General features: G+C 73.1%; 21 protein-coding genes and 5 pseudogenes. 20 read left to right on the plus strand and 6 right to left on the minus strand.

The annotated features are described in order from the left end of the window. Positions 1-50: 50 nt before the first annotated feature. Both QK442_RS30195 and QK442_RS30200 read right to left on the minus strand, forming a co-directional pair. On the minus strand, positions 51-299 hold the full coding sequence (locus tag QK442_RS30195; protein ID WP_282697275.1) for a hypothetical protein: 249 nt from the start codon (positions 297-299) through the stop codon (positions 51-53). Then, entirely contained in the window at positions 296-1,231 is a 936-nt protein-coding gene (locus QK442_RS30200; RefSeq protein WP_282697276.1) for an ATP-binding cassette domain-containing protein, read from the minus strand. The genes QK442_RS30195 and QK442_RS30200 overlap by 4 nt, the downstream gene beginning before the upstream one ends. A gap of 182 nt (positions 1,232-1,413) precedes the next feature. Between QK442_RS30200 and QK442_RS30205 the strand changes: the two genes are divergently transcribed. Further along, positions 1,414-1,557, plus strand: a complete 144-nt coding sequence (locus QK442_RS30205; RefSeq protein WP_282697277.1) for a hypothetical protein — start codon at positions 1,414-1,416, stop codon at positions 1,555-1,557. Positions 1,558-1,632: 75 nt separating this feature from the next. Here QK442_RS30205 and QK442_RS30210 read toward each other — a convergent pair. Continuing rightward, positions 1,633-2,025: pseudogene (locus tag QK442_RS30210) on the minus strand (ABC transporter permease subunit); the annotation flags it as partial. Between the two features lie 142 nt (positions 2,026-2,167). On the opposite strand from QK442_RS30210, the pseudogene QK442_RS30215 reads away from it, so the two are divergent. The 4 genes and pseudogenes from QK442_RS30215 to QK442_RS30230 form a co-directional block, all read left to right on the plus strand. After that, positions 2,168-2,404: pseudogene (locus tag QK442_RS30215) on the plus strand (TauD/TfdA family dioxygenase); the annotation flags it as partial. 96 nt (positions 2,405-2,500) lie between these two features. Further along, positions 2,501-2,758: pseudogene (locus QK442_RS30220) on the plus strand (MATE family efflux transporter); the annotation flags it as partial. Between the two features lie 323 nt (positions 2,759-3,081). Continuing rightward, entirely contained in the window at positions 3,082-3,990 is a 909-nt protein-coding gene (locus QK442_RS30225; protein ID WP_349239693.1) for a permease, read from the plus strand. Continuing rightward, positions 3,987-4,817 (plus strand): TIGR03943 family protein, encoded by an 831-nt coding sequence (locus QK442_RS30230; protein WP_282697279.1) that lies wholly within the window; start codon positions 3,987-3,989, stop codon positions 4,815-4,817. Before QK442_RS30225 ends, QK442_RS30230 begins: the two co-directional genes overlap by 4 nt. Here the strand turns inward: QK442_RS30230 and QK442_RS30235 are convergent. After that, positions 4,717-5,619 (minus strand): class I SAM-dependent methyltransferase, encoded by a 903-nt coding sequence (locus QK442_RS30235; protein ID WP_282697280.1) that lies wholly within the window; start codon positions 5,617-5,619, stop codon positions 4,717-4,719. The genes QK442_RS30230 and QK442_RS30235 overlap by 101 nt on opposite strands. Further along, positions 5,604-6,233: a GNAT family N-acetyltransferase gene (locus QK442_RS30240; RefSeq protein WP_282697324.1), complete on the minus strand. Its 630-nt coding sequence runs from the start codon at positions 6,231-6,233 to the stop codon at positions 5,604-5,606. The genes QK442_RS30235 and QK442_RS30240 overlap by 16 nt, the downstream gene beginning before the upstream one ends. Before the next feature lie 209 nt (positions 6,234-6,442). Here QK442_RS30240 and QK442_RS30245 point away from each other — a divergent pair, with 209 nt between their 5' ends. The 15 genes and pseudogenes from QK442_RS30245 to QK442_RS30315 all read left to right on the plus strand — a co-directional run. Further along, complete coding sequence (locus QK442_RS30245) at positions 6,443-7,699, plus strand: ATP-grasp domain-containing protein (protein ID WP_282697281.1); 1,257 nt, start codon at positions 6,443-6,445, stop codon at positions 7,697-7,699. After that, positions 7,696-8,529 carry a DUF364 domain-containing protein gene (locus tag QK442_RS30250; protein WP_282697282.1) on the plus strand — a complete coding sequence of 278 codons (834 nt, stop codon included), beginning with the start codon at positions 7,696-7,698 and terminating at the stop codon, positions 8,527-8,529. Before QK442_RS30245 ends, QK442_RS30250 begins: the two co-directional genes overlap by 4 nt. Beyond that, positions 8,526-9,632 carry a pyridoxal-phosphate dependent enzyme gene (locus QK442_RS30255; protein WP_282697283.1) on the plus strand — a complete coding sequence of 369 codons (1,107 nt, stop codon included), beginning with the start codon at positions 8,526-8,528 and terminating at the stop codon, positions 9,630-9,632. Before QK442_RS30250 ends, QK442_RS30255 begins: the two co-directional genes overlap by 4 nt. Beyond that, the gene (locus tag QK442_RS30260) at positions 9,629-10,687 is read left to right on the plus strand and encodes a dipeptide epimerase (RefSeq protein ID WP_282697284.1); all 1,059 of its coding nucleotides are present in this window, start codon (positions 9,629-9,631) and stop codon (positions 10,685-10,687) included. The genes QK442_RS30255 and QK442_RS30260 overlap by 4 nt, the downstream gene beginning before the upstream one ends. Further along, positions 10,684-11,943 (plus strand): MFS transporter, encoded by a 1,260-nt coding sequence (locus tag QK442_RS30265; RefSeq protein ID WP_282697285.1) that lies wholly within the window; start codon positions 10,684-10,686, stop codon positions 11,941-11,943. The genes QK442_RS30260 and QK442_RS30265 overlap by 4 nt, the downstream gene beginning before the upstream one ends. Positions 11,944-11,957: 14 nt before the next feature. Further along, on the plus strand, positions 11,958-12,764 hold the full coding sequence (locus tag QK442_RS30270; protein WP_282697286.1) for a class I SAM-dependent methyltransferase: 807 nt from the start codon (positions 11,958-11,960) through the stop codon (positions 12,762-12,764). A gap of 45 nt (positions 12,765-12,809) precedes the next feature. Beyond that, positions 12,810-14,417: an ABC transporter substrate-binding protein gene (locus QK442_RS30275; protein ID WP_282697287.1), complete on the plus strand. Its 1,608-nt coding sequence runs from the start codon at positions 12,810-12,812 to the stop codon at positions 14,415-14,417. Then, positions 14,414-15,367, plus strand: coding sequence for an ABC transporter permease (locus QK442_RS30280; RefSeq protein ID WP_282697288.1), 954 nt, complete (start codon positions 14,414-14,416; stop codon positions 15,365-15,367). The genes QK442_RS30275 and QK442_RS30280 overlap by 4 nt, the downstream gene beginning before the upstream one ends. Further along, positions 15,364-16,158, plus strand: coding sequence for an ABC transporter permease subunit (locus QK442_RS30285; RefSeq protein ID WP_282697289.1), 795 nt, complete (start codon positions 15,364-15,366; stop codon positions 16,156-16,158). The genes QK442_RS30280 and QK442_RS30285 overlap by 4 nt, the downstream gene beginning before the upstream one ends. Continuing rightward, complete coding sequence (locus QK442_RS30290; RefSeq protein ID WP_282697325.1) at positions 16,155-17,681, plus strand: ATP-binding cassette domain-containing protein; 1,527 nt, start codon at positions 16,155-16,157, stop codon at positions 17,679-17,681. Before QK442_RS30285 ends, QK442_RS30290 begins: the two co-directional genes overlap by 4 nt. A 105-nt stretch (positions 17,682-17,786) precedes the next feature. Next, positions 17,787-18,411, plus strand: a pseudogene (locus QK442_RS30295) (transporter); the annotation flags it as partial. Between the two features lie 333 nt (positions 18,412-18,744). Next, positions 18,745-20,124: an MFS transporter gene (locus QK442_RS30300; protein WP_282697290.1), complete on the plus strand. Its 1,380-nt coding sequence runs from the start codon at positions 18,745-18,747 to the stop codon at positions 20,122-20,124. A gap of 111 nt (positions 20,125-20,235) precedes the next feature. Next, complete coding sequence (locus QK442_RS30305; RefSeq protein WP_282697291.1) at positions 20,236-22,164, plus strand: GAF domain-containing protein; 1,929 nt, start codon at positions 20,236-20,238, stop codon at positions 22,162-22,164. Between the two features lie 131 nt (positions 22,165-22,295). Further along, entirely contained in the window at positions 22,296-23,768 is a 1,473-nt protein-coding gene (locus QK442_RS30310; protein ID WP_282697292.1) for a PHB depolymerase family esterase, read from the plus strand. A gap of 280 nt (positions 23,769-24,048) precedes the next feature. After that, positions 24,049-24,354 (plus strand): annotated as a pseudogene (locus QK442_RS30315) (SDR family oxidoreductase); the annotation flags it as partial. On the opposite strand, the gene QK442_RS30320 reads toward QK442_RS30315, so the two are convergent. Continuing rightward, the gene (locus QK442_RS30320; RefSeq protein WP_282697293.1) at positions 24,351-25,307 is read right to left on the minus strand and encodes a nucleoside hydrolase; all 957 of its coding nucleotides are present in this window, start codon (positions 25,305-25,307) and stop codon (positions 24,351-24,353) included. The pseudogene QK442_RS30315 and the gene QK442_RS30320 sit on opposite strands and share 4 nt — an antisense overlap. Positions 25,308-25,459: the final 152 nt, after the last annotated feature.

Genomic DNA, 25,459 nt, shown 5'->3' on the forward strand with positions numbered 1-25,459 from the left:
CGCATGCCCCGGACATCGGCACGTGGGAGGCCGCCGACCGCGTCGACCGTTCAGCCGGCCGTCACGGCCGCTCCCGGCAGGGCCGCGGTCGCCGGGTGGGTGGGACGGGAGAACAGGCGGTCGGTAGGACCCTGTTCGACGGCGTGGCCTTCCGAGAGGACGAGGAGCGTGTCTGTCCGGTCGGCGACCAGGCGCAGGTCGTGGCTGATGAGGACGAGCGCGGGGTTTCGCCCGGTGCGGAGGTCGTCCAGCAGGTTCATGACGGCTTCGGCGGTGTCCGCGTCGAGGGCGGAGGTCACCTCCTCGCACACCAGAACGTCCGGTTCGGCTGCGAGGGCGCGGGCGACGGAGGCGCGCCGGCGTCGGCCGCCGGGGAGTTCATGGGGGAGCGGGTCGCGAAGTCGGCGGGGAGGCCGACCCGGTCGAGCGGTTCGAGGACGCGCTCGTCCCTCCGGGCACGGGGTGTGCGGTCGTGGAGGGCGAGGGGGACGGCAGATGGTCGCGCCGACGGTGCGGCTGGAGTTGAGGGTGCCCAGGGGATTCTGGGGGACGAGCTGGACGAGACGGCGCTGTTCGCGGGTGCGGCGGGCGGCGATGGCGTGCAGTGCGGTGCCGTCGAGGGTGACGGTGCCGCCGTCGCGCGGTGCAGGCCGACGACCGTGCGCATCAGGGGCGTCTTGCCGGATCCCGAAGCGCCGGCCACGCCGAGGCCACCGCCGGCGGACAGGTCGAAGTCGACGCCGTGCAACGCGGGGATCCGGCGGCCGCGGTGAGTGAAGGCGGCCGCGAGGCCGGTGACAGCAAGTACCGCGGGCCTGCCGGTGGTCTCGGGTGGTGCGGAGCGGCGCGCTGGGACGGACAGCGAGCCTGTGGTGAGACGGGGGCGCGGTTCCACGACGTCGTCGGCGAGCCGACGCACGAGGTCGGCGTCGTGGCAGCACAGGGCGATCACGACGCGGTGTCGTTCGGCCAGGTGGCGAAGGAGTTCGCCGATCTCGTCGCGGACGTTCGCGTCGAGTCCGGCCGGCGGTTCGCCGAAGAGGAGGACGGTGGGGCGGCGGGCCGGCGCGCGGGCGAGGGAGACCCGCCGCCGTCGGCCGCCGGAGAGACCACCGGGGCGGCGGTCGGCGAGGTCTCCGTCGGTGGGGAGCCGTGCCTCGTCGAGGAGCGCGGTGAGCGCCTCCGGGCTGCGGTCCACGGCGACTTCGGCGGGTGGACGGCGGACCTGCATACGGGGGTTGTGAGGCCGGGGCCGGGGTCCTGACCGACGTACGCGAGGCGGTGGCGGCGCGGTGCGCGCAGTTCCGGGTCGGGCAGGGCGAGCGGGTCGCCGCCGAGGACGTCGATCGTGCCCGCCGTGAGCCGTGAGCCGTGAGCCGTGAGCCGTGAGCCGTGAGCCGTGAGCCGTGAGCCGTGAGCCGTGAGCCGCGCGCCCGGCGGCAGGACACCGGCGACGGCCCGCAGCAGCGTCGTCCTTCCGCAGCGCGACGGGCCGGTGAGGGCCGTGACCCGGCCGGTGCGGAGTTCGAGGCCGCCGTTCTCCAGGAGCAGGCGTGACGGTGAGTCAGTCGACGCGTACGACGGTCTCGCCCTCGGGCATCCGCTGGTCCGCGTACCAGCGGGGCATGTGGTTCACAGCGCGGTCACCGCCTTGCGGCCGCCGGGCGGGACGAGCGCCGAGGCGGCCAGGACGGTCCAGGGGTTGAGGAGGATGCCGCCGGCGTTCTCACGGATCATCAGCGCCCAGTCGGTGGCGGGCGGCTGGGGCCCGACCTGAAGGAAGCCGGCCGTGGCGACGACGTACACGGCGGCGACGAACCGCAGTCCGAACAGGGCGAGGAGCGTGGCGCGCAGGTTGGGAAGGACCTCTCTGACCACGAGGTGCCCGACGCGCCCGCCTCCGGCCGCCGCCGCCTCGACGTAGCCGGACGCCACGACGGGCGCGGCCACCAGGCGCACCGCGTACGGCACGTCGAGGACGTACGCGGCGGCGATCAGGGCGAGGCGGCCGCCGGTCGGCCAGGACCGGAGCGCCACCACGGCCGCCGGCATCCGCAAGGCGCACCTCGCGCACGAGGGCGTGGAACTGCTGTCCCGCCCCGAGCTCCCGATCCTGCCCGATGACACCTGTGCCGAGGCCCAGGCCTTCGACGGCCTGCCGCCGAAGGTGCCCGCCCTCTGGGAGTCCGGGAACGGCCTCACCCTGCGCTTCGACCCCGCCTACACGCCGCTCGGCGACGCCACTCCCGAACACCGCGCCGCCTACGGTCGCCTTGAGGACGAACTCGCCCGCGTCTCCGTGGCCGTCAGCCTGGAGCCGGGTGACGTCCTGGTCGTGGACAACGACCTCGTCGTCCACGGCCGGGTGCCTTGCCAAGCGCGCTACGACGGTACCGACCGCCGGCTGAAGCGGGCCTCGGCACGGGCGCCGGGCCGCCGCACCCGGTCCGCCGCCGAGGCGGACGGGGACGGCTACGGCCAGGCCGCGACCCAGGCGTACGCGTGATCCGTCGGCGTCGGACTGCTGCGCGGCCTGGACGACACCAAGGGCGGCTTCCACGTCACCCTCGTCGGCTACTGGCTCATCGGCCTCCCCGCCACCTGGATCCTCGGCCACTTCACCGGCCTCGACAGCACCGGCGTCTGGCTCGGCCTCCTCACCGGCCTCGTCGTCACCGCCCTCCTCCTGCGCCGCTACCACCGCGGCCTCGCAGCCCGCTCCGCCGCCCCGGCCGAGGCGGAGACGGCTGCGGCCTGACGAGGTGTGCGCCGGGCAGCCCGCCCGCGCACCTTCCGGCATGACACGTCTGTGACGTCCCGACCCCCAGGCCTAGATGAACATGAATGTCATCGGCTAATGTGTGCCCGCTCGCGCCGGGCGACCTCCGGGCGGGCATGGTGCGTTCGCCGGACCACGGTGGACCAGGAGCGAGGGGGCGCGGCGTGGTCGAGAGCTCGGCAGGTACGGCGGCGGCATCACCACCACGTCCCGACCTCCCGCACGGGGTGGTCGACTCGGAGCCGCGGCCCAGGGCGAGGACCGGCGTGATCGGGTCGATCCTGGTCGGGGTCGCGTTGGTCATGGTGCCGGTCGGGCCGTGGCTGGAGCGGTTGTTCGGACTCGCGGCGTTCGGAGCGTGGCGGACGCTGCTGGTCGCCATCGTGGTGCAGGGCGTACCGTTTCTGCTGCTCGGCACCGTCGTCTCGGCGGCCATCGGCGCCTTCGTCCCCGCCCGGGTCTTCTCCAAGGTCCTGCCCCGCAACCCCGTCCTCGCCGTGCCGGTCGCGGGTGCCGCCGGGGTGGTGCTCCCCGGCTGTGAATGCGCCTCGGTGCCGGTCGCGGGCAGCCTGATGCGGCGGGGCGTGGCGCCCGCGGCGGCCTTGACGTTCCTGCTTGCCGCGCCCGCCGTCAACCCGGTGGTGCTCGTCTCGACGGCCATCGCGTTCCCCGGCAGCCCGGAGATGGTGGCCGCGCGGTTCGGCGCCTCGCTCGTCACCGCGGTCGTCATGGGCTGGCTGTGGATCAAGCTGGGCCGCGAGGAGTGGCTGCGGCTGCCGGCCGGGCACCCGGAGCACGCGCCCGGATCGAGCCGGCTGGCCGCCTTCCGGCGCGGCCTTCAGCACGACTTCCTGCACGCGGGGGGCTTCCTGGTGGTCGGCGCCATGGCCGCGGCGACCTTCAACATCCTCGTACCGCCGTCCGTCCTCGAGGTGTTCTCCGATTCGCCGTGGCTCGGCGTCCTCGTGGCGGCGCTGCTCGCGGTGCTGCTCTCGGTCTGCTCGGAGGCGGACGCGTTCGTCGCGGCCTCGTTCACGGGCTTCTCGCCCACCGCCCGCCTCGCGTTCATGGTGGTCGGACCGATGGTCGACATGAAGCTCATCGCCCTGCAGTCGGGGGCCTTCGGGCGGGCGTTCGCGGTGCGGTTCTGCGCCGCCACGTTCGTCGTGGCCGTCCTGTGCTGCGTACTCGTCGGAGGCGTACTGCTGTGACCGGACAACCCCCCACCCCCGCGGGAGACCCCCGCTCGCTGAGCGAACTCGGCCTGCCTCTGCTGCTGGTGCTGACCGGCACGGGCCTGCTGCGCGCCACCGTGGGCAGCGACATGTACCTCCGGTACGTGAAGGAAGGGCTGTGGCCCTACCTCGTCGCGTCCGGAGTCCTGCTGGTCCTCCTGGGGCTGGCGGGGATCGGGGCCGAGGTGGCGCGCCGCCTGCGGCAACCGGTGCTGCGGAGGGACGCGTCCGGCCGCAGGTACTGGCACCATCCGGCCGACGGCCACGCGGAAGGACACGACGACCACGGACACGGGCACGGCGGTGCCACCCGCGTCGCCTGGCTCCTGGCCGTACCGGCCCTCACCCTCCTCTTCGTCGCGCCGCCGGCGCTCGGCTCGTACACCGCCTCGCGTGACGGCGCGACGGCCCGCGTCGAGCGGACCGGCTACGAGGAACTGGCGGACGCGCCGACCACACCCATGGCGCTGGAGGAGTTCATCGGCCGGTCGATGTACGACTCGATGAGCCTGCGCGGCCGCAAGATCCGCGTCCTCGGATTCGTCACCGCCGGCAGGACTCCGGACACCTGGTACCTCAACCGCCTGAAGGTCGGCTGCTGTGCGGGCGACGCGCGGACCCTGCGCGTGGAGATGCACGGCTTCAAGGCACCCGCCGACGACACCTGGGTCGAGGTCACCGGCGTGTGGCAGCCCGGCGAGGTCACTCCGGACAAGCCCGTTCCGACCATGGAGGTCGGCGCCCTGAAGTCCGTGGCGCAGCCCCGCAATCCCTACCAGGACGCGCCGCCGACGGACGGCTGAGTCCCGGGCCGGGGCGGCCTCGCTCCACGCCGGCCTCCTCTCCCCGCACGGCCGTCAGGACCACGCTGTGGCCGCACTGCCAGACCGTTCCCACCGCCGGGAAACCGGCCTTGCACAGCAGTTCGGCGTACTCGCGGGCGCCGAGCCCGTTGTCGCCGTCCGGGCCGGTGCCGCGGCGGGCCCGCTCCGCGAGGAGTTCCGCGAACCCCTCGTGGACGGCGGCCACCGCCCACCAGTCGGCCCAGTCCTCCGCGGGCTGTTCGGCCTGCCTGGCCCTGTGCCCGCGCCCGACGGCGGCGGCCAGTCCACGGACGGGCGCGTCGTTCTGGAAGAGGTGGTCTGCGTCGACCGGCACTCCGCCGGGTCGGAGGAGGTCGTGGACCTGTTGGTACACGGTCGCGAGGTCGGCGGGCGGCAGGTCATGCAGGGCGGCCGTGGAGACCACCGCGTCCAGCCGACCGTCCGCGGAGAGCGCCGGGGTCCACGACCCCGGCCCGATACGCGCGTCCACGAAGGTGACGGCGGCCCCGTGCACCGCCTGCCCGAGCGCCAGAAGGAACGGATCGTGATCGACGCCCAGGACGCGGGCGTGCGGCAGTCGGTCGGCCCGTCCGGCGGCCGGCGAGCCGGGGCCGCGGCCGAGGTCCGCGATCACGGGCCGTCGGCTGTCGCGGCAGGCGTGCGCGACCGCGTCGGCGACGACGTCGAGGCGTTCGGTGCGGGCGGTGGCGTAGTGCCGCTGCTGGGGCTCCCGGCGCTCCACCCACGGGGCCGCCTCGGCGGCCGTCAGGGCTTGTGCCATGGTGCCTGTTTCCCTTCGTGGTGCGGGTTTTCCGGGATCGCTGTCGCGCGCCGGAGGCGGCGGCACTGGGGCAACGGGATCTCGAAGTGCACGGTGCCGACGCCGGGACCGTGCTCTCCCGTCGCGCGGGCGTCGAAGACCTCCTTGGCCAGGCCGCGCCAGAACGCCTCCGCGCCCTCGACGTCGACGTTGGTGTGCAGGTAGATGCTGTCGTAGCCGGGGGTCTCGGCGACGAAGGCGCAGGCACGGTCCACGAGGGTGCGGGCCAGGCCGTGCCGTCGGTGCTCCGGGCGTACGTAGACCCGGACGAGCTGCGCGGTGGTGCCCGACGGGTAGCGCTCGGCGAGCCGGCGCGGATGCGGCGGATGGGCCGGTCCTTCCGAGCGGACTCCGGTGGTGGCCACCACCTGGTCGCCGTGCAGGGCGACCAGCAGCAGGTGGCGGGGGTCGTTCAGGTAGGTCTTCTCGATCTCGATGACGTCGCGGTGCCACGCGGGCACGAAGCCGTAGCCGAAGTCCCGGTAGAAGGTGTCGAGCATGACCTGGCGGGCGCCCTCCACGTCGGCCGGGCCGGCGGGGCGGACGGTGTAGGGCGGGTGCGGGTGACGGCTCATCGGGATCTCCTGAAGACGCGCGAGGGGCTCCTCGCGCGGTGTGAGGGCGTACGACGGCAGGCGTGCGTCTCGCATGCGGAGAAGTGCGCCCTGATAGATGACAATGAAAACGATTATCGATAAGGTCCTTCTCGGTCAAGCGAGCGCGCCCGGGCGGCGCGCCGAAGCGACCGGATCACACCTCAACCGTGCTGTGAGAAGGGGAAGTCGTGGCTCATCTGCTGATGGTCGAGAGCTGGGTCGGGTCCATGAGCAGGCTGCTGCCCAGGGCCATTCGCGAGGCAGGTCACGAGTTCACCTTCCTGACCCGTGACCTGCACCACTACCTGCGGTCGGCTCCGGAGGGCACCGCGCACCCCCTCCTCGCGGCCCGCCACGTGCTTACGGCGGACACCAACGACACCGACGCGCTGCTGCCCTTCGTCGAGCGGGCCCACGAACTCCTGCGCTTCGACGGGGTCGTCACCTCCTGCGACTACTACCTCGGGACGGCCGCGCGCGTCGCCGGGCGTCTCGGGCTGCCCGGCCCCACGCCCGAGGCGGTCGAGAACGCGTGCCGCAAGGACGCCACCCGCCGGGTCCTGGCCGAAGCCGGGCTCCCGGGACCGCGGTTCGCCGTGTGCGCGGACTGGGCCGAGGCCGCCACCGCAGCACACGACCTCGGCTATCCGCTGGTGCTCAAGCCCGTGGACCTGTGCGCCGGGATGTTCGTCCGCCGCGTCGACGACGAGGCCGCTCTGGCGGACGCCTTCCGCGCGCTCGCCGCCTTCCCCGTCAACGCCCGCGGACAGCGACGCGACCCCGTCGTGCTGCTCGAAGAGCTCCTCGACGGCCCGGAGGTGAGCGTCGAGACCGTGTCCCACGACGGGGCCGTGCACGTCGTCGGGGTCACCGACAAGAGCGTGGGCGGGGCCCCCGCGTTCATCGAGACCGGTCACATGTTCCCCGCCGCCCTGGATCCGGCGGACACCGAGGCCGCCGCGGAGACCGCACGCCAGGCGCTCAAGGCACTGGGGCTCGACGGGGTCGTCGCCCACACGGAGATCAAGCTGACGGCCGACGGACCGCGCCTGGTCGAGGTCAACCCCCGGCCCGCCGGCAACCGCATCACCGAACTCGTACGTCACGTGACCGGCGTCGACCTCGCCGCCGCCTGCGTGGACGTGGCCCTCGGCCGTGAACCGGACCTGCGCCGCCGCGCCACCGGACTGACCAGCGCCGCGATCGGCTTCCTGGTGCCGGACGAGGACGGAGTGCTGGAAGCCGTCGACGGCGCTGACGTGGTCGGGGCGGCGGACGCCCTGCTGGAACTGCAGCTCGCCGAACCCGGCAGGGCCGTCAAGGCCGCCGGCAGCAACAACGAGTACCTCGGCCACGTCATGGCGGGTGACACGCAGGGCCTGGCCGCCCGGGCCCGCGTCGAATCCCTGCTCGCGCAGCTGAGTCCCCGGGTGGTGACCCGATGAACGCACTCACCGACACGCGCCTCGCGGCCCCCTCGTACGACGACCTCGTCGAGCGCGTGCTGGCCGGCGGCTTCGGCCCCGACCCGCGCGCCCAACGGATCTCGGTGGCCTTCACCACCCGGCAGGCGGTACGCCACGAAGGGCGCGGCTCCGGCTACCGCAACGAAGTCCTCAGCCTGCGTCTCGCCGAGGCCGTGGGCTCCTGCGCGGTCGAGCCGGGCGAACTGCCCGACGGCGCCGTGGAGGACTGCGTCGGCGCGGACGTCGCCTGTCTCCTGGAACACGAGCTGACGCCGGTCCGGGTCGCGGCCCTTGACGCGTACCTCATGTACGCCCTGCCGCACGGTCCGGAGAACGGCGCTCGACCCTGCCCGCTTCCCTCCGGCACGTCACTGGAGAAGTCCCGGGCCAGGGCCAAGGCCGTGGTGGAGCTGGTCGACGTCGCGCCCGGAGCGACCGTGCTCGTCGTCGGCGTGGTCAATTCCCTGCTGGAGGCCCTGCGGGCGCGCGGACTCGCGTACATCCCCTGCGACCTCAAGGGCGGCACGACCGAATGGGGCGAGCCGGTGCGCACCGACGCCCTGGCGGAGCTGGAGCGCTGCGACGCCGTCCTCGCCTCCGGCATGACCCTCGGCAACGGCAGCTTCGAGCCGATGCGCCGGCACGCCCAGCGCCACGGCATCCCCCTGGTGATGTTCGCGCAGACCGGCAGCGCGGTCCTGCCGCGCCTCATCGGCTCCGGCGTCACCGCGGTGTGCGCGGAGCCGTACCCCTTCTTCTGGCTGGACGGCGGCCCGGGGAGCATCCACCGCTACGGAGCCGCCCAGTGACCACCGCCGTCCTCGGCTCCCCGCGCACCACGGGCCGACGGGAGCTCCTCGGCCTGCTCGGCCGTACGCCGCTCGCCCGCGTGACAGCCGACCTGCCCTGCCCCCAGCCCGGCTTCTGGGCCAAGCTCGAAGGGCTCGGCGTCGGCGGCATGAAGGCGCGCGCCGCCGTCTCCATGCTGCTCGGCGCCGAGGAACGCGGCGAACTGCGGCCGGGCGCACCCGTGGTGGAGTCCACCTCGGGGACGCTCGGCATCGGACTGGCCTTCGCCGGACAGGCCCTCGGCCATCCGGTCGTGCTGGTCGGCGACATCGAGCTGGAGCCCTCGATGCGGCAGCTGCTGCACGCCCACGGCGTCCGCCTGGAGCTGGTCGACCGTCCGGCGGCCGAGGGCGGCTGGCAGGCCGCGCGGCTCGCCCGGCTGCGCGAACTGCTCGCGCTGCTTCCGGACGCGTACTGGCCCGACCAGTACAACAACCCGGACAACACGGCGGGTTACGCCTCCCTGGCGGCCGAGCTGGCCGGCCAGCTCGACCATCTCGACGTGCTGGTGTGCAGCGTCGGCACCGGCGGCCACAGCGCCGGGATCATCGGGCCCCTGCGCCGCAACTGGCCCGGCCTGCGGCTGATCGGGGTGGACGCCACCGGTTCCACCATCTTCGGCCAGCCCGCCCGACCGCGCCTCATGCGTGGCCTCGGCAGCAGCATTCACCCGCGCAACGTCGCCTACGACGCCTTCGACGAGGTCCACTGGGTGGGCCCCGCCGAGGCCGCCGACGCGTGCCGCCGGCTGGCCCGCTCCGCCTTCGTCAGCGGAGGCTGGAGCACCGGTGCCGTGGCCCTCGTCGCCGCCTGGGCCGCCCGCGTCCACTCCGGTGCCGTGGTCGCCACCGTGTTCCCCGACGGGCCGCACCGCTATCTCGGCAGCGTCTTCGACGACGACTTCACCTCGGCCCACGGCATCGACCCGTCCACCGCCGCCACCCGCCCCGTCGAGATCCCGCACCCCCGGGCCGTCGAGGCCACTGGCTGGGCCCGCTGCCGCACCGTCACCGACCCGCTCGCGAACCGATCGACCGACACGACCCCGGAAGAGAACACGTGAAGGCCGCCCTGCGTACCGTACGCCTCGAACTCACCGAGCCGCTGCGCATATCCCGTTCGACGATGGCGGCCCGAGAGGCCGTGTGGCTGACCGTCGAGCACGACGGGCAGCGCGGCCACGGAGAGGCCGTCACCAGCGTGTACTACGGACTCGACGCCGACACCCTCGCGCGGCTGCTGCACGCGGAGTCCGAACGACTGGCCCGCTTCGGCGATCCCGAGACCGCTCTGGAAGGCTGCCGCGCCGGTACGAGAAAGGCCACCGTCCCGCCGGCCGTGACCGCGGCCGTGGAATCCGCGCTGCTCGACCTCGTGGGCAAGCGCGCGGGCACCCCGGTCCACCAGCTCGTGGGCGCCCATGGAGCCCCGCCTTCCGCCGCGACCGCCCGCACCATCGGCATCACCGCGCCGGAGCGGGCCGGGGCGCAGGCGGCCCGCCTCGTACGCGACGGATTCTCGGTCCTCAAGCTCAAGGCCGGCGCCCCTGACCCGGCGGACGACCTGGCCCGCGTACAGGCCGTCCGCACCGCCGCCCCGCACGCACGGCTGCTCCTCGACCCCAACGGCGCGTGGACCGTCCACGCGTCGGAGCGGCTGCTGCCGCTCTTCGCGGAGCTGGGCGTCGAGGCCGTCGAGCAGCCCCTGGCCCCCGGCGATCCCGAGGCACTGGCGAAGCTCGCGGAGCGCTCGCCGCTCCCCGTCATCGCAGACGAGGACGCGGTCGACCTGGAGGACGCCCACCGCCTCGCCGGACGGGTCCAGGGCGTCAACGTCAAGCTGGCCAAGTGCGGCGGCGTCAGCGCCGCCCTCCGCATCGCCGACATCATCGCGGACACCGGAACCGAGCTGATGCTCGGCTGCCTGACCGCCAGCACTCTCGGCATCGCCCCGGCCGTCCACCTGGCCGACCGCGCCCGTTGGGTCGACCTCGACGGCCACCTGCTCCTCGCCCACGACCCATGGACGGGCATCGGCGGCACCGACGGCACCGTACGGGCGAGCCGGCACCCGGGCCTGGGCGTACGCGAGCGCGCCACCTCGGGGGCCCGAGCGTGAAGACGTGGCACGAGACACGCGGCTTCCCGCTCGCGATCAGGCTCCTCCTGGTCAACCAGCTCGGCGTCAACACCGGCTTCTACCTGCTCGTCCCGTACCTCGCCCTGCACCTGAGCGAGGACCTGGGAATGTCGGCGGCCGTCGTCGGCATCGTGCTCGGCGTGCGCAACCTCAGCCAGCAAGGGCTGTTCCTCATCGGCGGGACGGCGTCGGACCGGCTCGGAGCGCGCGGCGTCATCATCGCCGGATGCGCCCTGCGCACCGTCGGCTTCGGGCTGTTCGCGCTCGGCGACGGACTGCCCGTACTCCTCGCCGCATCCGTGCTCAGCGGCCTGGCCGGGGCGCTGTTCAACCCGGCCGTGCGGGCCTATGTCGCCCTGGAGGCAGGGGAGCGCAAGGCGGAGGCGTTCGCCCTGTTCAACGTCTTCGCCACCACCGGGGCCCTGATCGGGCCGCTGCTCGGCAGCGTCCTCCTGCTCGTCGACTTCCGTGCCTCGGCGCTCACCGCGGCCGGCATCTTCGCGGTGCTCACCGTCGCCCAGGCCCTGGTCCTGCCGGTCCGCCAGGTCGCGCCGACCGGGAACAGCGTCCTCGCCGACTGGCGCGAGGTGGTCGGCAACCGGGGCTTCCTCGCGTTCGCCCTGGCCATGGTCGGCATGTTCACCCTGGAGAACCAGCTGTACCTGCTGCTGCCCGACGGAGCCCGGCGGGCCACCGGCTGGGAAGGCGCCGCCGGGCTCGTCTTCGTCGTCGGCACCCTCGCCAACCTCTGGCTTCAGCTGCGCATCACCACCGCGCTCAAGGCCCGGGGCAGCAGGGCGCGTTGGATCGGTGCCGGGCTCGCGCTGATGGGACTGTCCTTCGTACCGCCGATGGCCGTGTCGGGGTACGGCGCGGCCCCCGACGGCCTCGCCGAGGCGGCGTTGCGCGTGCTGCCGGTCCTGGGCGGCGCCCTGATGCTCTACCTGGGCGTGATGCTGGCCCAGCCGTTCGTGATGGAGCTGATCCCCGGGTTCGGCCGGACCGAACTGACCGGCACCTATTTCGGCCTGTTCTACGTCGTCTCCGGCCTCGCCGCCGCCGTCGGCAACACGGTCGTCGGCTGGGCCATGGACACCGGTGAGCGCACCGACGCGCTGTGGCTGCCGTGGGCCTGCTGCCTGGCCTTCGGACTCGCCTCCGCCGTCGGCGTCGCCTGGCTCCACCGCCGCCAGGTCCTTCCCGACCGCCCCGCGACCGCCCCGGCGACCGTGTGAGGAGCACGCCACCCATGACCGTCACCACCGCGAACCTGCTCACCGACAACCCCGCGCTGTACGAGGCCCGCTTTCCCGACCCCGACCGGCTCGCCGGACGCTGGACCGAGGACTGCCTGCGCCGCTACGGGGCACCCGGTCCCCGCGTCCTGGACATCGGCTGCGGCACCGGCCGGGACGCAGCGCACCTGCACCGCGCCGGCCGTACGGTGACCGGCGCCGACCTGTCCGACGCGATGCTGGCGTACGCCCGCGTGGAGCACCCCGGCCCCGCGTACGTCCGGGCCGACCTGCACGGATTCGACCTCGGAGAGCGGGCCTTCGACGCGATCGTGTGCCTGGACAGCGCCCTGCTGTACTGCCACACGAACGACCAGCTCGACGGCTTCCTGACGTCCTGCCGCCGATCCCTGGCGCCCGGCGGCCTGCTCATCGCGGAAATGCGCAACGGCGCCTTCTTCCTGGGCCGAACGGAACTCCTGGACACCCCGTCCGTCAACGGCTTCACCTGGCAGGGCACCGTCTACCGCTCCACCACCACCCTGTCCGTGGACAGGACCGCCCAACTGCTGCGCCGCACGCGGGTGTGGGCCGCCGACGACGGTTCCCCTACGGTCGAGCAGCGCTCCGGGTGGCGTCTGCTCTTCCCCCAGGAGCTGCGCCACGTCCTCGCCGCCCACGGCTTCGAGGTGCTCGCCCTGTACGACGGCCCCGGCCCGCGCACCGAACCGCCGTGGCAGGAGGGCGACCTGCCCTGCGTGACGGCCGACGGAGACCGGCTGCACCTGGTCGCCCGCCGCACCCCCACGCCCCACCCCTGACCCCTCACGCGTCCATCCGCTCGCACAGCAGCAAGGAACACCGCCATGAACGACACCCCCGTGAACGACGTCCCCGTGGACGGCCCGCGCTTCCCCGGTCTGCGCCGCCGGGGCTTCCTCGCCGTCGCCGGAGGCGCCGTCGGCCTCGGCGCCCTCGCCCTCACCGGCTGCGCCGGTTCCGAACCGGCCGCCGGCCCCGCCAAGGCCGGCGGCACGCCCCGGCGCGGCGGACGCCTGCGCGCCGCGTTCGCCGGCGGCGGCGCGAGCGAGACGCTCGACCCGCACCTCGCCAACCTCTTCGCGGACGCGGCCCGCGCCAAGGCCCTCTTCGACAAGCTCGCCGACTACGGCCCCGACCTGTCCGCCCGGCCGCGCCTCGCCACCCGGTGGGAGCCCGATGCCGGCCTGGACCGCTGGAGAGTCACGCTGCGCGAGGCCGCCTTCCACAACGGCAAGCCGGTCATCGCCGCCGACGTCCTGTACAGCTACCGGCGCATCACCGACCCGACGAAGGCGTTCCGCGCCAAGGCCTCCCTGGAACCCATCGACCTCAAGGCCAGCCGCGCGCTCGACGAGCGGACCGTCGAGTTCGTCCTCAAGCGCCCCACCGCCGAATTCCCCAACGTGCTCGCCTCGTTCGGCGCGTACATCGTCCCCGAAGGCGAGCAGGACTTCGACAGGAAGCCGGTCGGCAGCGGCCCCTTCCGCTTCGTCTCCTTCGCCCCCGGCAAGTCCGCCGTCTTCCAGCGCAACGAGGACTACTGGGACGGCGCCCCGTACCTGGACGAACTGGAGTTCATCGTCGCCAACGAGGAGTCCGCCCGCGTCAACGCCCTGCTCGGAGGCCAGATCGAATACGCCCACGAGCTGAACCCCACCACCGCTCGCGCCCACGAGGACAAGGGCCGGGTCGAGATCATCCGGCTCCGCAACAGCGCCATGCAGGGCTTCGTCATGAAGACCGACCGCCCGCCCTTCGACGACAAGCGGGTACGGGAGGCGTTCTTCCTGATCGCCGACCGCAAGGAACTGGTCGACGGCGCCCTGTCCGGCGCGGGCGAGATCGGCAACGACCTGTTCGGAAAGGGCTATGAGTACTACGCCGCGAGCCTGCCCCAGCGGGAACAGGACCTCGACCGGGCCAAGGCGCTGCTCAAGCAGGCCGGCGCCGAGGGCCTCAAGGTCGCCCTCGACACCTCGCCCGTCGCCGCCGGATTCACCGAGGCGGCCTCCATCTTCCGCGACCAGGCCGCCAAGGCGGGCGTCACCGTCACCGTCAAGACCGGCAGCAAGGACAGCTACTGGAAGGACATCCTCGACTCCGGCACCTTCGCCTCCTACCGCTCGGGCGCCATGCCCATCGAATCCCACATCTCCCAGCGCCTGCTCACCGGTTCCACCACCAACGCCACCAAGTGGCAGCACAAGGACTTCGACGCCCTGTACCAGCAGGCGCAGTCCACCAAGGACAAGGTCGCCCGCACCGCCGTCTACGAGCGTATGCAGCGCCGCCTGCACGCCGAAGGCGGCTTCCTGATCTGGGGCTTCGCCGACTGGATCCTCGGCACCGCGAAGAACGTCAAGGGCGTCGAGGCCAAGGCACCGGCCAACTCCCTCGACTGGGCGCGCTTCGACAAGGTGTGGCTCGCGTGACCGGACTCCGGTCCTGGATCGCCCGGCGGCTGCTGCTCGGTGCGGCGCAGACGGCAGCCGTCGTGCTGCTCGTCTTCGCCCTCACCGAGGCGCTGCCGGGCGACGCCGCCGTCGCTCTCGCCGGCGACCAGCCCGACCCGGAGCGCATCGCCGCCATCCGCGAGGCGCTGGACCTCGACCGGCCCGCGCACGAGCGTCTGGCCGACTGGGCCGCCGGGCTGCCGCACGGCGACTTCGGCACCTCCCTGGCCTCAGGGCGACCCGTCAGCACGTACATCACCGACGGCTTCGGCCCCACACTGCTGCTCGCCGCCCTGACGATCGCGCTCCTCGTCCCGATCGGCGTCGGCCTCGGTGTGCTCGCCGCCCGGCACGAGGGCCGACTCGTCGACCGGTTGGTCAGCTCGGTGACGCTCGGCGCGTACGCCGTGCCCGAGTTCGCCTTCGGCGTGCTGCTCGTCACGGTCTTCGCCCTGCGCCTGGGCTGGCTCCCTCCGACCGCCGTCGGCTATGGCACCGACCTCCTCGCCCACCCCGCTGCGCTGGTGCTGCCCGTGCTCGTCCTGCTTTCCCGCCCGGTGTGCTCCCTCGCCCGGCTGGTGCGCGCCGGCATGATCGACGCGCTGGCCTCCCCGTACGCGGCACACGCTCGCCGTTACGGCGTCCCGGGCATCCGCATCCGGTACGGACACGCCCTCCCCAACGCCATCGCGCCGGCCACCCAGCAACTGGCCCGCACCGTCGACTGGCTGCTGTGCGGCGTCATCGTCGTGGAGGCGCTGTACGTGATCCCCGGTCTCGGCACCGTCCTGATGAACGCCGTCGCCGAACGCGACGTGCCCGTCGTCCAGGGCCTCGCCGTCGTCTTCGGCGTCACCACCGTCGTGCTCAACCTCGGTGCCGACCTGGTCGTGCGCCGCTTCGCCCCCCGGTCGGAGGTGGCCGCGTGAGATCCCGTGTCGCGCTCGGCGCCGTCATCGTCGGCGTCCCCCTCGCCCTGGCCCTCCTGGGCCCGCTGTTCGCCGGAGAACCCGGCGCGCGCACCGCCTCGTTCACGCTCGGTGGCGGACACTGGCTCGGCACCGACTTCGTCGGCCGGGACGTCTGGCGCCAAGTCCTGCTCGGCGGGTGCTCGGTGGTGCTCGTGGCGCTCGCCGCGACGGCCCTGACCTACCTGGTGGCGCTCCCCGTCGGCCTCGTCAGCGCGCTGACCCACCGCACGTGGTGGGAAGAGCTGCTGATGCGGCCGCTGGACGTGCTGCTCGCCGTGCCGTCGTTGCTGATGATCCTGCTCGTCGCCGCCGTCTTCACCCCGGGGGCCGTCGGCCTCACCCTGCTGGTGACCTTCGTCAACATTCCCGACGCCGCCCGAATCGTCAGGGCAGCGGCGGCCGAAGCCGCGTCGCGCCCGGCGGTCGAAGCGCTGCGCATGCAGGGCGAGAGCTGGTGGCGGACGGCCGTCGGCTACGTCGGCCGGTCCCTCACCCGCACGCTCGCCGCTGACGCGGGCGTACGGCTGACCGGAGTGCTGTACCTCGTCGCCACTGCGGCGTTCCTGGGCGTCGGCGCCGAGCCCGACGCGGCCGACTGGGCGGTGATGGTGGACCGCAACCGCACCGGGCTGTTCGTCCAGCCCTGGGCCGTGGTCGTGCCCGCCCTGCTCATCGTCGCCCTGACCATGGGGACCAACCTGCTCGTCGACGCCCGACTCGAGAAGGGGAAACGGACGTGCACGCCGTGAACGCGGTCGCCGAGATCAAGAACCTGTGCGTGCACGTCGGTGGCCGGGCCATCGTCGACGGGGTGAACCTCCGGGTACTCCCCGGCACGATCACCGCCCTCGTGGGCGCGTCCGGCAGCGGCAAGACCACCACGGGCCTCGCCCTGCTCGGCGAGTACCCGGCAGGCGCACGCGTCACCGGAGACGTACGCGTGCCCGACGGCCTGGTCGGATACGTCCCGCAGCACCCGGGCGCCGTACTCAATCCCGCGCGCCGCATCGGCGCCCTGCTGCAGGACATCGCCCGTACGCAGGTACGGCACCTGCCGCGGCGGGACCGCCGGGCCGCCGTCCACGAGCGGGTCCTGCGGGCGCTGTCGCTGGCCCAGGTGTCCGAGGCCGAGACGATGCTGGGGCGCTATCCCCACCAACTGTCGGGCGGCCAGCAGCAGCGCGTCGTCCTCGCGCAGGCGCTGCTGCTCGGAGCCAAGGTGGTGGTGGCCGACGAGCCGACCACAGGCCAGGACGCGCTGACGAAGCGGAGCGTCGTCGAGCAGCTCGCCGCCGTGTCCCGGGAAGGCATCGCCGTCGTCCTGCTCAGTCACGACCTGGACGTCGTACGCGCACTCGCCGACGAGGTCCTGGTCATGCGCGACGGCCAGGTGGTGGAGTCCGCTCCGGCGGAGCGCCTGTGGCTCGCACCACGGCACCCCTGGTCGGCCGAACTCCTGGCCTCCGAATCCACGACCACCCGCATCGAGCCGGCATCCGAGGACGATGCGGTCCTCCGGACCGGCCCCCTCACCGCCCGCCACGGCCGGACGGCCGTGCTCCGCGTACCCGGACTCGCCCTCCGTGCCGGCGAATGCCTGGCCGTCGTCGGCCGCTCGGGCAGCGGAAAGACCACCCTGGCCCGCTGCCTCGCCGGCCTGCACCGGGATCACGACGGCGAGCTCCTCCTCGACGGCGTCCCTCTCCCACGCAGCCTGAGGAACCGCACACGCCGGCAACTCGCCTCCGTCCAGTACGTCTTCCAGGACGCCAGAGCCGCGTTCGACGAACACCGCCCGGTCCTCCAACAGGTGGCCCGAACGGCGGTACGGCTCCGCGGAGCGGCCGAGCCGGACGCCCTTGCCGAAGCGCTCACAACCCTCGCCGGCCTCGGCCTGTCCGAAGACCTCGTACGCCGTCGCCCCGACCGGCTGTCCGGCGGCGAACTCCAGCGCGCAGCGCTGGCCCGCGCCCTGCTGGCCCGGCCACGCGTGCTGATCTGCGACGAGATCACCTCCGGCCTCGACACGGTCACGCGACGGGGCATCCTCGACACGCTCGCCGGACTCGTGCGCGACCGAGGCGACCTGTCCCTCGTGCTGATCACGCACGACCTGGCCACTGCCGCGCTGGCCACCCGCATCGCCGTACTGGAGGCCGGCGACCTGGTCGAAGAAGGGCCGGCACGGCAGCTCCTCACCGCTCCGCAGCACGCCTTCAGCGTCCGCCTGCTGGAGACCGCTACGCGACTGCCCGCGCGGACGCGCGCATGAGGCATCCGGTGAGCTCGGCTCGGCCGGTCGGCCATCTGGCCGCTGTTGCCTGTCCTCTGGCGAGGACGGGAAGGTGCCGGGTCTGAAGCTGTTCCACACAGCGAGATGCAGGGTCTCGTCGAGGAGAACACGGAGACGCTGCTGGGCGTCCGGTTCCTGGCGAGTGAGTACGGCACGGGACCGGTCCACGGCGGCCGGATCGACTCGCCAGGGCTGGACGAGAACGGATCGCCGGCCATCGTCGAGTACCAGCGCGGGGTCGATGCCGGCACCGTCGACCAGGGGTTGTTCCATCTCAGCTGGTTGGTGGACCACCGGACCGAGTTCGAGCACCTGGTCCGCCACCGGCTCTTCGGCAGCGATCTGCTCGGGCTTGAGACCGTGGCGTCCGCCAGTAGCGGCACGTGGGTGGTCCGCCAGGCTCGTCGGCAGGCGGTCGCCCGGCCGGCAGCCGACGTCCAGGGCAGGTCTACGGCGGAGTCGGCGAGCGCGGTCGATGAGGCGTTGCTCGGTCTCGGGGGATGGCGTGAACCGCGTCGAGCGCAAGATGTACCGGGCGTATCGGCGGCTGCGGAACTTCGCCTGCACGTGTCCGCCGCAGCGGGGCAAGCTCCGGGCCCACCTGAAGGCCGACCCGAAGGACGCCGACCTTGTTCCGGGCTTCACCCGGGACGTGTCCGGTCTCGTCCACCACGGAACGGGCAATCTGGAAGTGCAGCTCTGTACACCACTTCTTCGCGTCGACCGGCCTCTCGAAGGGTGTGCCCGTCTCGGACCCGGCGGAGCGGCTGGGACATCGTGCTTCACCCGGCAGACCGAACTCGCTCCGCCCCTGGAGTGCGACACGCTCGTCGCGGCTGCCTGATCCCAGCCGGCGAGACCTGACACCGTCCTGCGGGGATGCGTCGGCGTCTGCGGAGAGCCCTGTCGGGACCGGCATGGTGATCGCCCGCATCCTCGCCCGGTGAACTATGGTGCGCAACCACATACGCGCGTGACCAGCAGGTTTCTACGGTGTGGCGATACGAAAACGTCCCCCGTCACTCGCTCGGAAGTGGTGCTCATGGCCGCCGCAACACACACTCCCACGTCCCCCGGATCCATCAAGCGCATCGTCGCCGCGAGCCTGATCGGCACCACCATCGAGTGGTACGACTTCTTCCTCTACGGCTCCGCCGCCGCGCTCGTCTTCAACACGCTGTTCTTCCCCACCGCCGACCCCCTGGTGGGCACGCTGATCGCCTTCGTCACGTACGCCATCGGGTTCGCCGCCCGACCGCTCGGCGGCATCGTCTTCGGCCACTTCGGGGACAAGGTCGGACGCAAGAAGCTGCTGGTGCTCAGCCTCCTCATGATGGGCGGCGCCACCTTCGCGATGGGCCTGCTGCCCACGTACGAGACGATCGGCGTCGGCGCGCCGATCCTGCTGACGGTGCTCCGCCTCGTGCAGGGCTTCGCCCTCGGCGGCGAGTGGGGCGGTGCCGTCCTCATCGTCTCCGAGCACGGCGGGGACAAGCACCGCGGCTTCTGGGCCTCGTGGCCGCAGGCCGGCGCCCCCGGCGGCAACCTGCTCGCCACCGGCGTCCTGGCGCTGCTCGCCGCCGTCCAGTCGGACGCCGCCTTCCAGTCCTGGGGCTGGCGCGTCCCGTTCCTGCTCTCCGGACTGCTCGTCGTGATCGGCCTGTGGATCCGCGTCTCGGTCTCCGAGTCCCCGGTCTTCCTGGAGGCGCAGGCCAAGGCCGAGGCGGCCGCCTCGGCGGGCGTCAAGGAGGAGGCCCCAGTGGTGGAGGTCTTCCGGCGCAGCTGGCGCGAGGTGCTGTCCGCCATCGGCACCCGCTTCGGCGAGAACATCTCGTACTACATCCTCACCTCCTTCCTCCTCGTGTACGTCACCACCCACCTGGGCCTGCCGAAGAGCACCGCCCTGAACGCCGTCCTCATCGGCTCGGCCGTCCACTTCGTCACCATCCCGATGTGGGGCGCGCTCTCCGACCGCATCGGCCGCCGCCCCGTCACGCTCATCGGCTCGGCGGGCATGGCGATCTGGGCCTTCGTCTTCTTCGGTCTCGTCGACTCGAAGTCGTTCGTCGTGATCACCCTGGCCGTCACCGCCGGCCTGCTGCTGCACGGGGCGATGTACGGGCCGCAGGCCGCGTTCATCTCCGAGATGTTCGACACCAAGGTCCGTTACTCCGGCGCCTCCATGGGCTCCCAGCTCGCCTCGATCCTCGCCGGCGCCCTCGCCCCGATCATCGCCGTCGAACTCCTCAAGGACTACGGCAGCTCCACGCCCATCAGCGTCTACCTCTGCGCGGCGGCCGTGGTCACCACCCTCACCGTGGCGGTCGCCAAGGAGACCCTCGGCCGCGACCTCACCCACGACAACCGGGCCGAGAAGACCCCGGCGGCCCCCGTGGCCACCGCGGGCGACCCGGCCCAGTAGAGCACCGCACTCGCCGGCCGCCCGGTCCGTCGTCCTCACCCCCGTGAGGACGACGGACCGGGCTCCGCCACCACACGACACCACCCGCCCGTACGGCCGCCAGGAGGCCCCATGACCGCCGGCCGCCGCGCCGATGCCCGGACGCCGTCGCCCGCCGAGGCGGCCGCCCGCCGCATGCTGGACCTTCTCGCCGCCGACGCCCCGGCGCAGGAACTCGCCGCCCAGCCCGCCCGCGCCCGCGCCGACGGGGCAGATCCGGGCGAGGCCGCCCGGATCGAGGAGGCCACCGAGGCCGCCCTGGCGGTGCGGCGGGTCCTCGACCAGCACCGGCGCCGGGAAGCGGAGCTGGTGGCGCTGTTCGACACCGCCGGCGACCTGGCCGGCCTGAGGGACCTCGACGCCGTCCTGCGCGCCATCGTCCGGCGGGCCCGGACGCTGCTCGGCTCGGACGTCGCCTATCTGACGCTCAACGACCCGGCCGCGCACGACACGTTCATGCGGGTCACCGACGGCTCCGTCTCGGCGGCCTTCCAACAGCTGCGCCTGGGCATGGGCGAGGGCCTCGGCGGCCTGGTCGCACAGACCGCCCGCCCGTACGCCAGCACCGACTACCGCACCGACCGCCGCTACCGCCACACCGGCACCATCGACGACGGCGTCGCCGAGGAGGGGCTGCGCGGCATCCTCGGCGTCCCCCTGCGTCTCGGCGAGGAGATCATCGGCGTCCTCTTCGCGGCGGACCGCACCCCGCGCGAGTTCACCCCCGACGCCATCGCTCTGCTCGGCTCGCTCGCCGACCACGCCGCCGTCGCCATCGACAGCGCCCGCCGACTGGACGAGACCCGCACCGCGCTCACCCGCCTCGAAACCGCCAACGCCACCGCCCGCGCCCACAGCGAAGCCCTCCACCAGGCGTCCGACGCCCACGACCGGCTCTCCAAACTGGTGCTGCGCGGCGCCGGCACCGACGAGGTGGCCGCCGAGATCGCGGCGCTGCTCGGCGGGGGAGTGGCCGTCCACGACACCGACGGCAGCGAACTCGCCCGCGTCGGCACCGAACCGGTGACACCCTCCCCCGCCGGCCTGGACGCCTCGCACACCGAGGGCCGCGCGGTCCACGCCGACGGCGTCTGGACCTGCGCCGTCCTCGCCGGCGCCGAACCCCTCGGCAGCATCGTCCTCACCGGACGCGCCGACCTCCCCGAACCCGACCGGCGGCTGTTCGAACGCGCGGCGCTCGTCACCGCCATGCTCCTCCTGATCCGCCGCTCGGTCGCCGAGACCGAGGACCGGGTACGCGGCGAACTCCTCGACGACCTCCTCGCGGGCCCTGCCTCCTCGGCCCACTGGGACGAGGGCAGCCTCACCCTGCGCGCCCGGCGCCTCGGCGTGGACCTCGCCCGCCCCCACGCCGTTGCCGTCCTCGACTGCGAACCCGCCGCGCGCTCCCGGCTCGCCACGGAGACCGCCCGCACCGCCCGCAGACTCGGCGGCCTCGCCGGCACCCGCCACGGCAACACCGTCCTGCTCGCCCCCTGCGAGCAGCCCGGCACCCTCGCCCGCGACCTCGCCGCCGACCTCGCCCGGATCATCGGCACACCCGTCACCGTGGGCGCGGCCGGACCCGGCACAGGGCCGGAGCACCACGCCGCCCTCCACACCGAGGCCCTCCGCTGCCGCACCGCGCTCCACTCCCTGGGCCGCACCGGCGAGGGAGCCGACGTCACCGACCTCGGCTTCATCGGCGTCCTGCTCGGCGACCGCGCCGGCATCGCCCCGTACGTCGAACGCGTCCTCGGCCCCGTCCTCGCCTACGACAGGGAGCGGGGCACCGAACTGGTCCGCACCCTGCACGCCTACTACGACCAGGGGGCGAGCCTGTCCCGCGCCAAGGACGCCCTCCACGTCCACGTGAACACGGTCGTCCAGCGCCTCGACCGCGTCGCCCAACTCCTCGGCCCCGACTGGAACACCCCCGCCAGCGCCCTGGAGCTCCACCTGGCCCTCCGCCTCCACCGGCTGTGCCACGGAACCCGGTAGACCTGACCGTCTCCTCCCTATGGCAAGGCGCGCCACATTCCCACCCGTGGAAATGGTGGGACGACCCGTGGGCCGGGACGGCCCGTTCTCCTCAGGATGACGGCACTTCACCACCTGCCGGGAGGCGCAACATGAAAATCAGACAACTCCTCGTGGCCGTTCTGGCGGCCGTCGGCATTGCCACGACGACCGTCGGCGGCGCGACAGCGGCCGTCCCGGCGCCGACCCCGGGCCCGCTGCAGCGGTACGACATCAGCGCGGCGTACGTGAGCGGGCTCTCGTCCGGCGGGTTCATGGCCAACCAGCTGCACGTCGCCCATTCCGATGTCTTCAAGGGCGCGGGCATCTTCTCGGCCGGCCCCTACGACTGCGCCCAGAACAGCCTCAACACGGCCCTGTACGCCTGCATGGACACCTTCAAGACCCGCAAGACGCCGGCCCAGCTGGAGCAGCTGACCCGCGACCGGGCCGCCGCCGGCAAGGTCGACCCGGTCGCCAACCTGGCGGGCGACAAGGTCTGGCTCTTCCACGGCACCAACGACACGACCGTCAAGGCGCCCGTCAACGACGACCTCGCCACCTACTACCGCGACTTCGGCGCCCAGGTGGTCTACGACAACACGTCCTCCTCCGGCCACGCCTGGGTCAGCCCGATCGGCCCCAACTCCTGCTCCTCCACGAGCTCGCCCTACGTCAACAACTGCGGCGGCGACCCGGTGAAGGACATGCTGACCCACCTGTTCGGCAGCGTGAAGCCCGCCACCTTTTTGGCCCTGACCGGCACCCTCGTCCGGTTCGCCCAGAGCACCTACACCCCGGGCGGCAGCCCGAGCGCGATCAGCATGGGCGACGAGGGCTTCGCCTACGTCCCCCGGTCCTGCCAGACCGGCGCCTCCTGCAAGCTGATGGTCACCCTCCACGGCTGCTACCAGTACTTCGGACTGGTCGGCAACGCCCTCATGGACAAGGGCTACCTCAACGAGTACGCCGACACCAACGACATGATCGTCCTCTACCCGCAGACCACCACCATGACCGGCAACCCGCGCGGCTGCTGGGACTGGTGGGGGTACAAGTCGGCCGACTACGCCCAGAAGAGCGGCCCGCAGATGAAGGCCGTGATGAACATGGTCAAGGCGCTCGGCGCCGACAGCACCACCGGCACCCCGGCCACGCTCCCCGCCCCCACCGGACCGACCGTCACCGCCACGACGGCCACGAGCGCCTCGCTGTCCTGGAACGCCGTCCCGGGCGCGGCGTCGTACGAGGTGTACCGCGACGGCACCAGGATCAACAGCGCCCCGGTGACCGGCACCACGTACACGGACACCGGCCTGACCCCCGGCACGACCTACGGCTACACCGTCGCCGCCGTCGACGCCTCCGGCACGCCCGGCACCAGATCCGGCACGATCACCGCCACCACCACCGGAGCCCCGACCTGCGTGACGGCCGACAACTACGCCCACACCCAGGCCGGCCGGGCCCATCAGTCCGGCGGCTACACCTACGCCAACGGCTCCAACCAGAACCTCGGCCTCTGGAACCTCGCCACCAGCAGCACCATCAAGGAGACCTCTCCGGGCTACTGGGTCACGTGCTGACCCGCGCCGAGCCGCTGACCCGCTGAGACGGTGCCCCGCCCGTGGCTCCCCGGGCAGGGCACCGCCTGTGTGACGAACGTGGCATCGCCGGGTTCTTCGCCCGCCGCGGAGCGGCGGTGCCCCTGACCGGCCGGGCCAGGGCGACGGCCCGCGAGGTCGCCGCAGGCCTGGCCCGCTCCACCGGCGGACGTCTCGTCCTCACCTCCTCCCTCACCCCGGGTGCACCGGCTGGTCGCACTACGGGGCGAGCAAGGCCGGCCGGCTCGGGTTCCCGCGCGGCGCGGCGCTGGAACCGGCCCCGCTGGGCATCACGGTCAACGCCGTGCTCCCCGGGAACGTCCGCACCGAGGGCCTGGGGGAGCCGGGCGAGGGCCACCTGCGGAGGATGACGGCCCCGACCCTGCTGGGCAGGCTGGGGGAGACCGTGGACATCGCCCACGCCGTGGGCTTCCTGGCCTCGGACGAGGCGGCGTTCATCACCGGCCGGACCCTCACCGTCGACGGAGGCCGGACCGGGCCCGAGTCCCTCGACGCCCTCGCCCCCGCCGGAGGCGATCCGTCCCTCTCGACGACCGCCCCCGCCTAGGACCGGCCCGCGGAGCCGCCCAACGTGCGTACGGCCTCCACGATCAGGTCCCAGAACCCTTCCGTGTCGACCTCCATGCCGACGTCGGTCTCGGCGGGCCGACCCGTCACCCCGTACAGGTCCACCACCGTCGCGCCCCGCGTGAGCGTGCCGTTCAGCTCCACTGTCACCGCCGCCCGCACCAGGCTGACCAGCGACGGGTCGATCAGGTGGGCGACGGTGAGCGGATCGTGCAGCGGCGGCGCGTCGAAGCCGTACACCTCGCGGTAGGTGGCCGCGAAGTAGGTGAGCAGGTCGACGCAGAGGCCGCTCAGCGGGGTGCCGAGCGCGGCGATCCGGGCGACGACCTCGGCGGTGGCCCGTACCTGGTGGGTCGCGTTGAGGCCGAACATCGTCACCGGCAGACCGCTGCGGAAGACGATGTCCGCCGCCTCCGGATCGCACAGGATGTTGAACTCGGCCGCGGGCGTGGCGTTGCCGCGCCCCGTGGAGCCGCCCATGAGCACGATCCGCTCGATCCGCCCGGCGAGCTCGGGATGGGCGAGCAGGAAGACCGCGATGTTGGTGAGCGGCCCGGTCGGTACGAGCGTCACCGGCGCCGGGTGCGCGAGCAGGGTGTCCCGGATGAGGGTGAGGGCGTCCCGCGGGTCCTGCGGCACGTCCGGCTCGCCCGCTCCGAAGCCGGGTCCGTCCAGGCCGGACTCGCCGTGGATGTTCTCGGCGATCCGGCGCGGCCCGTGCAGCGGACGGTCCCGGCCCGCGGCGATCGGCACGCCCCGGATGCCGGCCGCCGAACAGACCCGGCGGGCGTTGAGCGTGGTCTTCTCCAGCGTCTGGTTGCCCGCGACGGTGGTGATCGCGAGCAGTTCGACCGCGGGGTGCGCGGCGGCCAGCAGGATGTTGAAGGCGTCGTCGTGACCGGGATCGCAGTCGAGAATCACGGGAACCGGCATGCCCTCACCGTCCCACACCCGGCCCGCCGGACGAAGGAGGCGAGCGCGGGGGACGGTCGGAAGAGCGGAGGACCGGAGCCCGGCCAGGTCCCGCGGCCCACTGCCCGGCTCCGCGTACGGCACCACCACGACCGGCCCGGCCACGAGAACGC

The organism is Streptomyces sp. CC208A (genome assembly GCF_030010625.1).
GTDB lineage: Bacteria > Actinomycetota > Actinomycetes > Streptomycetales > Streptomycetaceae > Streptomyces.

Bases quoted from the DNA above. Each gene is read 5' to 3' on its own strand.
- QK442_RS30200 (WP_282697276.1), bottom strand. From the start codon at position 1,231: ATGCAGGTCCGCCGTCCACCCGCCGAAGTCGCCGTGGACCGCAGCCCG.
- QK442_RS30225 (WP_349239693.1), top strand. From the start codon at position 3,082: ATGGTGCCGGTCGGGCCGTGGCTGGAGCGGTTGTTCGGACTCGCGGCG.
- QK442_RS30235 (WP_282697280.1), bottom strand. From the start codon at position 5,619: ATGGCACAAGCCCTGACGGCCGCCGAGGCGGCCCCGTGGGTGGAGCGC.
- QK442_RS30240 (WP_282697324.1), bottom strand. From the start codon at position 6,233: ATGAGCCGTCACCCGCACCCGCCCTACACCGTCCGCCCCGCCGGCCCG.
- QK442_RS30250 (WP_282697282.1), top strand. From the start codon at position 7,696: ATGAACGCACTCACCGACACGCGCCTCGCGGCCCCCTCGTACGACGAC.
- QK442_RS30270 (WP_282697286.1), top strand. From the start codon at position 11,958: ATGACCGTCACCACCGCGAACCTGCTCACCGACAACCCCGCGCTGTAC.
- QK442_RS30275 (WP_282697287.1), top strand. From the start codon at position 12,810: ATGAACGACACCCCCGTGAACGACGTCCCCGTGGACGGCCCGCGCTTC.
- QK442_RS30300 (WP_282697290.1), top strand. From the start codon at position 18,745: ATGGCCGCCGCAACACACACTCCCACGTCCCCCGGATCCATCAAGCGC.
- QK442_RS30305 (WP_282697291.1), top strand. From the start codon at position 20,236: ATGACCGCCGGCCGCCGCGCCGATGCCCGGACGCCGTCGCCCGCCGAG.
- QK442_RS30310 (WP_282697292.1), top strand. From the start codon at position 22,296: ATGAAAATCAGACAACTCCTCGTGGCCGTTCTGGCGGCCGTCGGCATT.
- QK442_RS30320 (WP_282697293.1), bottom strand. From the start codon at position 25,307: ATGCCGGTTCCCGTGATTCTCGACTGCGATCCCGGTCACGACGACGCC.